The 10,287-nt window shown below is 64.8% G+C and carries 9 protein-coding genes; all 9 read left to right on the top strand.

What is annotated here, in order from left to right:
• The first annotated feature begins 170 nt into the window (after positions 1-170).
• The 9 genes from Mterra_RS14900 to Mterra_RS23470 all read left to right on the top strand — a co-directional run bounded on the left by Mterra_RS14900 (position 171) and on the right by Mterra_RS23470 (position 10,183).
• The gene (locus Mterra_RS14900; protein WP_119315893.1) at positions 171-374 is read left to right on the top strand and encodes a CopZ family metallochaperone; all 204 of its coding nucleotides are present in this window, start codon (positions 171-173) and stop codon (positions 372-374) included.
• A 25-nt stretch (positions 375-399) separates the two neighbouring features.
• On the top strand, positions 400-690 hold the full coding sequence (locus tag Mterra_RS14905) for a metal-sensitive transcriptional regulator (RefSeq protein ID WP_119315894.1): 291 nt from the start codon (positions 400-402) through the stop codon (positions 688-690).
• 78 nt (positions 691-768) lie between these two features.
• Complete coding sequence (locus tag Mterra_RS14910) at positions 769-3,285, top strand: heavy metal translocating P-type ATPase (RefSeq protein ID WP_119315895.1); 2,517 nt, start codon at positions 769-771, stop codon at positions 3,283-3,285.
• Between the two features lie 123 nt (positions 3,286-3,408).
• Complete coding sequence (locus Mterra_RS14915) at positions 3,409-5,808, top strand: copper-translocating P-type ATPase (RefSeq protein ID WP_119315896.1); 2,400 nt, start codon at positions 3,409-3,411, stop codon at positions 5,806-5,808.
• Between the two features lie 145 nt (positions 5,809-5,953).
• Positions 5,954-6,370: a hypothetical protein gene (locus tag Mterra_RS14920; protein WP_147372816.1), complete on the top strand. Its 417-nt coding sequence runs from the start codon at positions 5,954-5,956 to the stop codon at positions 6,368-6,370.
• A 310-nt stretch (positions 6,371-6,680) separates the two neighbouring features.
• Complete coding sequence (locus Mterra_RS14925) at positions 6,681-6,977, top strand: hypothetical protein (RefSeq protein WP_119315898.1); 297 nt, start codon at positions 6,681-6,683, stop codon at positions 6,975-6,977.
• A 942-nt stretch (positions 6,978-7,919) separates the two neighbouring features.
• Positions 7,920-8,177 (top strand): hypothetical protein, encoded by a 258-nt coding sequence (locus tag Mterra_RS21970; RefSeq protein ID WP_147372818.1) that lies wholly within the window; start codon positions 7,920-7,922, stop codon positions 8,175-8,177.
• An 888-nt stretch (positions 8,178-9,065) separates the two neighbouring features.
• The gene (locus Mterra_RS23685) at positions 9,066-9,590 is read left to right on the top strand and encodes a pre-toxin TG domain-containing protein (protein WP_420836702.1); all 525 of its coding nucleotides are present in this window, start codon (positions 9,066-9,068) and stop codon (positions 9,588-9,590) included.
• 467 nt (positions 9,591-10,057) lie between these two features.
• A complete protein-coding gene (locus Mterra_RS23470; protein ID WP_275054670.1) occupies positions 10,058-10,183 on the top strand; it encodes a hypothetical protein in 126 nt (41 codons plus the stop codon).
• Positions 10,184-10,287: the final 104 nt, after the last annotated feature.

Below are 10,287 nucleotides of genomic sequence, written 5' to 3' on the forward strand. Positions count from 1 at the left end.
CCTCAGGGCCAACCTGTCAACCGACCCCAGGGGGGTAGGGGTCTATTCCCGGCCGCGGAGCCGGCCGGGAATAGACCCCTACCCCCCTGGGGTCGGTTGACAGGTTGGCCCTGAGGTTGGTACCTTAAGCGCATACCCCACCCCCCGTGGGGTGGAATAGGAGGAGAGCCGTGACCACCGAACTCAAGGTCGAAGGGATGAGCTGCGGGCACTGCAAGATGTCCGTGGAGAAGGCACTCAGGAGCGTCCCCGGCGTGGAGGCGGTCGAGGTGTTCCTGGCCGAGGGCCGCGCCGTCGTCAAGGGTGAGGCCCCGGTGGAGAACCTCATCGAAGCCGTGCAGGAAGAGGGCTACCGTGCCCAAGTCGCCCGCTAGCCGGTCCGCGGGCCCAGGAGGGGCGATGAGCCTGACCCATGAACACCCCCTGCACCTCGAGCCCAAGGTGCGCGAGGACGCCCGGCGGCGGCTGCTGTCGGTCAAGGGGCACGTCGAGGGCATCCTCAAGATGCTCGAGGGCGAGCCCTACTGCGTGGACGTGCTCAAGCAGATCAAGGCCGTGCAGGGCGCCTTGGACAAGGTGGGCGAGGCGGTGCTCAAGAGCCACCTCGAGCACCACGTCGCCAGCGCGGCCCAGCGCGGCGACACCGACGCGCTGGTGGACGAGCTGATGGAAGTGCTGAAGTACCGTTAGCACCGCCTGGCCCGATGAAGCCGTCGGGCCATCCTTTCTCAGCCATACCCTCCCCAGGAGGGGTGCCCCGGAGGTAATGTGACCAAAGAACTGCAGATCGGCGTCCAGGGCATGACCTGCGCGGCCTGCGTGAACCGGGTCGAGCGCGGGCTCAAGAAGGTCGAGGGGGTCGAGGCGGCCTCGGTCAACCTGGCGACCGAGAGCGCCCGCGTCGCCTACGACCCCGCCGCGACCACACCCCAGGCCCTGCTCGAGAAGATCGAGGAGGTGGGCTACACCCCGGTGGTGGCCGAGGCCGGGTTCGGCGTCACGGGCATGACCTGTGCGGCCTGCGTGAACCGGGTCGAGCGCGCCCTGAAGAGGCTCGACGGGGTGCTCGAGGCGATGGTCAACCTCGCCACCGAGCGGGCCACGGTGCGCTACCTCCCGGCCAGCACGGGCATGGCCCAGTTCAAGCGGGCCGTCCGCGACGCCGGGTACGGCGTGCTCGAGGCGAGCGCCGGCCAGGACCGCGCCGGCCTCGAGCGCGAAGCCCGCGCCAAGGAGGTCGCCGGCCTGCGCCGGGCGGTGGGGGTGGCGGCCGCCTTCGCCCTCCCGCTGCTGCTCGTCGCCATGCTGCCCATGCTGTTCCCGCCCGTCGAGGAATGGCTGATGAACACCTTCGGGCACGGCGTCATGGCCGCGCTGAACTGGGTGATGCTGGCCCTGGCGACCCCCGTGCAGTTCGGCCCCGGCCTGCGCTTCTACCGCCACGGCTGGAAGAGCCTGCGCTCGGGATCGCCCGACATGAACAGCCTGGTGATGATCGGCACCAGCGCGGCCTACTTCTACAGCCTGGCCGTGGTGCTGCTGCCCGGCATCTTCCCGCCTCAGGCCCGCCACGTCTACTTCGAGGCGGCGGGGGTGGTGATCACGCTGATCCTTTTGGGCAAGTACCTCGAGGCCCTCGCCAAGGGCCGCACCTCCGAGGCCATGAAGCGGCTGCTGTCGCTGCAGGCCAAGACCGCGCGGGTGGTGGAGGGGGCGCTCGAGCGCGAGATCCCCGCCGACGAGGTCCTGCCCGGCGACGTGGTCGCGGTGCGCCCCGGGGAGAAGGTCCCGGTGGACGGGGTGGTGATCTCGGGGCAGAGCTACGTGGACGAGAGCATGGTCACCGGCGAGCCGATCCCCGCCGCCAAGGCCCCGGGCGCGAAGGTGGTCGGGGGGACCGTGAACCAGACCGGCGCCTTCACCTTCCGGGCCACCGCCGTGGGCGCCGACACCGTGCTGGCGCAGATCATCAAGCTCGTCGAGACGGCCCAGGGCTCCAAGCCCGCCATCCAGAACCTCGCCGACCGGGTGGTGGCGGTGTTCACCCCCGTCGTGCTGGGCATCGCCGCGCTCACCGCGGGGGTGTGGCTGCTCTTCGGCGGGGAGAGCGCCCTGACCTTCGCGCTGGTCAACACGGTGGCGGTGCTGATCATCGCCTGCCCCTGCGCGATGGGCCTGGCGACCCCCACCAGCGTCATGGTGGGCACCGGCAAGGCCGCCGAGATGGGCGTGCTCTTCCGCAAGGGCGAGGCCTTGCAGACCCTGCAGGAGGCCCGGGTGATCGCCCTCGACAAGACCGGCACCCTCACCAAGGGCAAGCCCGAGCTCACCGACCTGCGGGTGCGCGCGGGCTTCGACGAGGCCGAGGTGCTGCGCCTGGTGGCCTCCCTGGAGCAGAAGTCCGAGCACCCCATCGCCCGGGCCGTCGTGAAGGAGGCGCAGGCGCGGGGGCTGGAGCTGCTCGAGCCCCAGGGCTTCGAGGCCCTCCCCGGCCTCGGGGTGAGCGGGCAGGTGGGCATCTACCGCGTGGACGTGGGCGCCGACCGCTACATGGCGCGGCTGGGGCTCGACGTGTCGGCCCTGGGCGCCGAGGCCGCCCGGCTGGCCGACGAGGGCAAGACCCCCCTCTACGCCGCCGTCAACGGCAAGCTCGCCGCCGTCGTCGCGGTCTCCGACCCCGTCAAGGAGGGGACCCCCGAGGCCATCGCCCTTCTGCACCGCCAGGGCTTCAAGGTGGCGATGATCACCGGCGACCACCGGCGCACCGCCCGCTCCATCGCCCGGCAGCTCGGCATCGACGAGGTGCTGGCCGAGGTGCTGCCCGAGGGCAAGGCCGGCGCGGTGAAGGAGCTGCAGGGCAAGGGCTACCGCGTCGCCTTCGTGGGCGACGGCATCAACGACGCCCCGGCGTTGGCCCAGGCCGACGTGGGCCTCGCCATCGGCACCGGCACCGACGTCGCCATCGAGACCGCCGACGTGATCCTGATGTCGGGCGACCTGCGCGGGGTGCCCAACGCCGTCGCCCTCTCGAGGGCCACCCTCAAGAACATCCGGCTCAACCTCTTCTGGGCCTTCGCCTACAACGTCGTGCTGATCCCGGTGGCCGCGGGCGTGCTCTACCCCCTGGGCGGCTGGCTGCTCTCGCCGGTGCTGGCGGGCGCGGCCATGGGCCTCTCCTCGGTCTTCGTCCTCTCCAACGCCCTGCGCCTGCGCGGCTTCCGGCCCCCGCTGCGCGGGGACGGGGGCGTCAGGGGGACGCCCCGGCCCTCAGCGGCACCGGCGTAGGCGTGGGTGTCGGGCACGGCCTTCGGGGCCGCTTCGCGAGGAGCCACTCCTCTCCGGCCTGGGGCTGTTCGCGCGGGATCTGCCGGCTTTAAGTGCCTTAACACGGCCCTAGGAGGAACGCTCATGGAGACGCACGATGCCCACCCCGCTCCCGACGGGCCGGGGCCGGTCCTCGAGGTCGCCCTCAGGGATTGCTACGACGCCAGCGAGCAGGCGGGCCTGGAGGAGTACCTCGCCAGGCTGCCGGGGGTCGGCGCGGCGCACCTCGACCGCACGCGCTGCGTGGCCCACCTGCGCTACGACCCCGGGCGCACCAGCGCCGAGGCCTTGCGGCGCAGGCTCGAGCGGGACGGCTACGCCGTCGAGGGGAGGGCGTGTGAGGGGTCCGGCTGCCAGCCCGGCCACCCGGCGGTGGGTGAGGCCGACAAGGCCGCCCCAGCAGGCCGTGCGGTGACGGGGCATCCCGGCCGCCCTGGCGGTGCTCAGGCGCCAGCCGCGCCGAGCCACGCCGCGCACCGGGCGGCAGGGCACGCCGGTCACGACGGGCACGCCGGCCACGGGGCGGCGATGGTCCAGGACCTGCTGCGCCGCTTCCTGGCGTCGCTGCTGCTGACCCTGCCCGTCGTGGGCTTCTCGCCCGTCGGCGGGGCGCTGGGCCTCCCCGGCGTGCCGCCCTTCGGCCTCTCGATGGGGCTGTGGGGCTTCCTGCTGGCGACCCCGGTGGTGTGGTGGGGCGGCTGGCCCTTCATCAGCGCGGCCTGGCGGGCCCTGCGGCGCGGCGAGGCCAACATGATGACCCTCATCGCCACGGGCATCCTGGTGTCCTACGCCTACTCGCTGGGGGCCACCTTCCTCTTCGAGGGCGAGGTGTTCTACGAGGCGGCCGCGATGCTCGCCACCTTCAGCCTGGCGGGGCACTGGATGGAGATGCGCTCGCGCTACGCCACCGGGCGGGCGGTGGAGGCCCTCTTGAGGCTGGCCCCCGCGACGGCCCGGGTCCGGCGGGGCGGGCAGGAGGTGGAGGTGGCGCTCGAGCAGGTGGCGGTGGGCGACGAGGTCGTGGTCAGGCCCGGCGACCGGGTGCCGGTGGACGGGGTGGTGATCTCGGGGCAGAGCTACGTGGACGAGAGCATGGTCACCGGCGAGCCGATCCCCGCCGCCAAGGCCCCGGGCGCGAAGGTGGTCGGGGGGACCGTCAACCAGACCGGGGCCTTCACCTTCGAGGCCACGGCGGTGGGGGCCGACACGGCGCTCGCCCGCATCGTGCAGATGGTGCAGAACGCGCAGGCCTCCAAGGCCCCGGCGCAGCGCCTGGCCGACCTGGCCGGGAAGTACCTGGTGCTCGTCGCGCTGGGCTCGGGCGTGCTGACCTTCCTCTTCTGGTACTTCCTGGGGGCGCAGGGGCTGGCCTTCGCCCTCACCGCGGCGGTCTCGACCGTCGTGATCGCCTGCCCCGACGCGCTGGCCCTGGCGACGCCGACCGCGATCACGGTGGGGGTGGGGAAGGCCGCCCGCGAGGGCGTGCTCTTCAAGAGCGCCGCCGCGCTGGAGGCCACGGCGGGCGTGGACACCGTGGTCTTCGACAAGACCGGCACCCTCACCGAGGGCAAGCCCGCGGTGACCGACCTCGAGCCCGCCGCCCCCTTCACCCCCGAAGGGCTGCTCGCCCTCGCCGCCTCCGCCGACCGGCCCTCGCAGCACCCCCTGGCCGAGGCCATCGTGCGGGCGGCCCGCGAGAAGGGCCTGGCCCTGGACCAGCCGGAGGGGTTCGACTCCGTCCCCGGGCACGGGGTGGCGGCCCGGGTCGAGGGGCGCAGGGTGCTCATCGGCAACCGGAGGCTCATGGACCGGGAAGGCGTGAAGGTGGGCGGGCTGGAAGAGCGGGCGTCCCGGCTGGCCGCGGAGGGCAAGACCGCCGTGTACGTGGCGGTGGACGGCCAGCCCGCAGGGGTGGTCGCGGTGGCCGACGTGGTCCGCGAGTCCGCCCGCAGAGCGGTGCAGGCGCTGCACCGGATGGGCATCCGGACCGCGATGCTCACCGGCGACAACCGCCGCACCGCCGAGGCCGTGGCCCGCCGGCTCGGCATGGACACGGTGATCGCCGAGGTCTTGCCCGAGGACAAGGCGACCAGGGTGAGGGAACTCCAGGCCCAGGGACGCAAGGTGGCGATGGTCGGGGACGGCGTGAACGACGCGCCCGCCCTGGCCGAGGCCGAGGTGGGCGTCGCCGTCGGGGCCGGCACCGACGTGGCCGTGGAGGCCGCCGGCGTGGTGCTGGTGAAGAACGACCCCGCCGACGTCGCCCGCGGCATCGTCCTCGCCCGCAAGGTGCGCGGCAAGATCAAGCAGAACCTCTTCTGGGCGGCCGTCTACAACGTGCTCGCCATCCCCGTCGCGGCGGGCGCGCTCTACCCCAGCCTGGGCATCCTGCTCAAGCCGGAATTCGCCGCGCTGGCCATGAGCCTCTCGACCCTCTCGGTGACCTTTAACGCCCTGCTCTTAAACCGGGTGCGCCTGCGCTAGGGGGGCAGGGGAGGGACCTTGCTGAGCGAGGCGGAGAAGGCGCGGCTGCGCCGGGGTTTCATGCCGCGAGGAATTATAGAATTCCACTGCGTACGGCATCCGCAGGGGCTACTTCGACCCTGCTCCCGTAGGAAGGTGGAAACTGATGCCTGAGAGTCTTAATCTAACCGTGGTCCCCTACGTCAGCGTCGGCCCGGTGCGCTTCGGCATGACCCGGCCGGAGGTCCGCCAGCTTCTGGGCGAGCCGTTCAGAACCTACGACTACCCGGACGGGAGCTGCCTGGACGACTTCTGCGACCTCGAGGTCGAGTACGCGCCGGATGGGGCCTGCGCGGGGGTGTTCGTGCGCGAGCCCCACCGGGTCGAGGTGCTCGGCTACGCCCCGATCGGGCGGCCCGCCCACGAGGTCGTGGCCTGGCTGCGGCGCGAGGACCCCGGCCTGGAGGCCCGCGAGGACGGGCTGTTCTCGCCCAGGCTCGGCATCAAGCTTGGGCCGGAGGTCGACCCCTACCCGGAGGCCGGCCCCTCCGACCCCCGCCCCCCCTCGCGCTGGGGTACCTGACGGCGTACGGGTCCCCGGAGGCCGCGGCCCCGCGCCCGGAGCCGGAGGAGGAACCCGGGCAGGACGCGCCCGACGCGGCCGGGGAGCCGGTCCCGGTCGAGGTCACCTGGCATCATGCCCTGAGTGACCAGGCGCACGGCAAGAAGGGAGTGATGCAACTGGTACACCACGGCGATCACTCCGCGAACCACGGCACGGTCTCTACCACCCACCTGGTTTCGGCGGTTGTAAGAGTGGGGAGGTGGCTGCAAGTAGTTCAATCTTGGGGGTATGAGAGATAATTCTTCTGGGTGAGCTACCGTTTGAACAGATGGTCGAGCGGCTCGATTGGAACGTCAACGGCTGGATTTGGGTGAAGATGGACGCTCAGAATCCCGTTTCTCGGGAATCAGCCACCCTCGTGATTGACACGGACGAGATGTCGAAGGCAGAAGAGGAAGCCTTTTGGGCCGAGCTCGAATCAAAGGGCTTTGTTTCCACCATTGAGTCACGGGAACTGTTCACGTACTTGCAGACACGGCAGCGGCGCGGTGAATCACTTGACATAGACGAAGTGGTCAAGGCATTCGCCAAATACTTAGAAGATGACACCTGGCCGCAAACTTAAGGCATTGGACAAGCTAGGCTCTGTAGTGGGGACCTCGAGCATCGGTCGAGGCCCCCACTTTAGCCAGAGGACAGTGCGGGGCAACGTAGAGGAGTACACAGAACTCATGCGGAAGGGTACATGGGATTGGACTCGACCAGACTCCGCAATTCGGGTCATGATAGTAGACGGTCAGATGGTTGCGTTTGACAACCGCAGGCTACTTGCTGCTCGTCAGGCAGGGCTGGACTCAATACCTATAACCGTCATTAACCCAAAAGCTATGTATGACCAAAACATCACGTGGCAGAGAGCCTTTGAAAATAGGCTGGGACGACAATTGAATGTGGAGTTTGGAGGGGCCATTCCCCTTGAACCAAGGTGCGGCATTCCCCATAATCCCCTACAACCAAGGGGCTGCCATCCCGATGTTTGGCAACGCCTTCACGGACATCGGAAGCGAGCACTACAAGGCACACCAGCAGATGGAGAAGTTCTGGGAGCAGTATCGAACGGGAAATCTAGTTGGTTCGACCCCGACGCTCGAGCAGTACAATCGTGCTCTGTACCGATCACTGCGTGCTGCTGGTGTTCCTTCCGACGAAGCAAGGTTAGCTGTGTATGCGGCTATAGAACAACAAATCCAGTTTAGATCGCAACTCAAAGAAGGCTTGGTTCCACGAATCCCTGGTAGAGTAAATCAGTCAAGGTGAACCGTCTATGCTAAGTACACCAGCCATAGATACAATTGGTCAGCTATGGGAGGTTCGCTGGTTTGAAAACGTAGGTAAGCCAATTACTGTTCCAAGTAACTTGCAAGAGAAAATGACTAGATGTTTCTCGTGGAAGGAGGCAATCAAGAGTTGCTCGTCGCCTTCGTGGGAAAACGTTAAGATCGAGGCGGCTAACAATGTACGTTCAAGGCTGTCTTCTTTGTCGCCATCTCGCTTCGGACAATGGAATGTGGTTGCCGCAGAGATTCGACCACTTGTCAAAGAGTTGATGGATCAGCGTATTACAGGTGTAGCTTCCACAGAGAATCTTCCTCCAAGCTTTGTAAAAGCTGTCAGGTGGGATTTGACTCATCTTCTTCTCGAGGCAGAATACTCGGATATTGTAGAGCCTGCATTCTATGTCCCTTTATGCAACTGGTATCTCGAAGGATTTTTTCCGTGTGGCTGGGAAGGTTTGTATCCTGAAGGTAAGTTGATTGTTTTCTAGTAGAAGAGTTGTAGGGTGCGCTCCTATGGTTGCAGTTGTTGGTGCGCGAGCGCCCCCTACTCTTACTGAACCAGTATAACAAAGCGTTGTATCGTTCACCGTGGGCCGCCGGTGTACCCGAGGAGGAGGCAAGAATGGCTGTGGGCGCAGCAGTCGCACAGCAGTTCCAGTACCATTCGCAACTTAGTGATGGGCTTGTTCCCAGAATACTTGGTAGGATAAACCAGTCGAGATGAGGCTCCAAAGTGTCTCTACTAACACTGGCAACGAAAGACACCATTGAGCAGTTGAGGGAAGTGGATTGGTTTACGGCGGTAGGAAACAAGCCTGCCTTGCCCGAGAACTGGCAAACTCGGCTCATCTTTTGCGACTCATGGGTTGAGGCGGTCTACCACTGCTCCAAAACTAGCTGGGAAAACTTGCGCTTGAATGCAAATGATGTTATATACTCTGAGGTTCGTCAGCAATCTCCTGAAGTGAGTCGGCACTGGAATGAGGTGGTGGGAGAGTTACGGCCTATTGTCAATGATCTTGTTGGCTCAAAGACGAGGGTAGTAGTAGAAGTCCACAAGTTGCCCGTCAAATTTGTGCACGTTGTACGCTGGGATGTCCTGGGTATATTACTAGAGGCTCAGTACGGGGAATTCCTGAAAACTAATTTCTACGTTCCTCTCGGCAATTGGTATCTCGAGGGTCATTTCCCATGCGGGTGGGAGGGAGAATACCCTGATGGCAAGTTGATTGTTTTTTAGGAATAAACGTCTCCTTATACCCGGTCAGACACATGTGGGACGCTAAGAGGGACAAAATAGCTCGTAGAAGAGTTGTAGGGTGCGCTCCGCGCACCACCACACCGTCCCCGAGTACCAGCGACGGGCGAACCAGCACGTGGGGGGCGCAGCGGCGTTCGCGGCGGGATTCATTCCGTTAGTCAGCACCATCACGGGCATCTACGGGGCCATTACGGGAACCGACCTGTTCAGCGGTCAACAGCTCGGCACGACCGATCGGGTTTTGGGAGTCGTGCCTTTTGGGAGGATTGCAAAGGTACTGAAATCCGCGGACACTTTTGACAAGTTTCGCTTGCTGACTAAAGAGCATTGGCCTACTGTCCCAAGTCGTTCTACGGGTAACCCTCCAGCGTCAGCACCTCATGGGAAGAGAGGCTTCCCAATCGAAATACCTCGCGGCACTAATTCCCCTGCAACTATTAATGGAATTGACTACTCGGGTCATGCCCTCGACCAGATGCAAAGAAGAGGTATCACACCATCTGTCGTTGAAGAAGCAGTTGCTTACGGTATAGTGAGACCAGCAAGGGAAGGGACTTGGGAGTTTTACGATGCTAAAAACGGCATCTCCGTAATCGTAAGTTCGACAACCTCAAAAATCATCACTGTAATCACAAGGTAGTCACATGGGTAAACTTGGCGAGTTCGACAAGCGACAGATTAATCGTATGCACCTGTACATAGATGAATTCCAGCGTGGGAACATGTCTCTAGGGGTACTATATAATAACTTGGAGTTCTTATGTCTCCAACTCACAGAAGAAATTGACCAACAAACAAAGGCAACCTTGATGGATTGCATTAATGAATTAGAGATACAAAACGCATTGGAAATCGAAGGAATTGCATCAGCCGAAGAAAGCGCGATTAAGGTAAGATCCATACTCAAATCAGTGGAGGAACTATTATCACAGATCATTGCTTGCTAGCTGATCTCGTGCACAGTCAAGAAGTCATTAGATAGAGTCAGAGTGGGTGTTATGGACGCAAACAAACTTGATCGAAAACTGCTTGAACAAGCTTCCTCTACCCTCAGAAGAGTTGTAGGGTGCGCCCCGCGCACCACCACACCGTCCCCTGGAGCCCACCATGCCTGAGTGTCGCCGCCCGCACACCAAAGGAGGCCTCTATTTCTTCACCGCCGTCACCTACCAGCGCCAGAGGATTCTGGTCGATGCACCTCTCTCCAGACCCCACCTGCCCCACCCCGGCTGAACCGCACCGCTCAGGCTCCCCCTTGCCCTTATCCTAGAAAGGGTTTGAAAAGGTTTATGTCGCGTTCACATCCCCCCGCCCTGCTCACCCTGCTCCTGCTCCTC

It is taken from the genome of Calidithermus terrae (assembly GCF_003574345.1).
GTDB classification, from domain to species: domain Bacteria; phylum Deinococcota; class Deinococci; order Deinococcales; family Thermaceae; genus Calidithermus; species Calidithermus chliarophilus.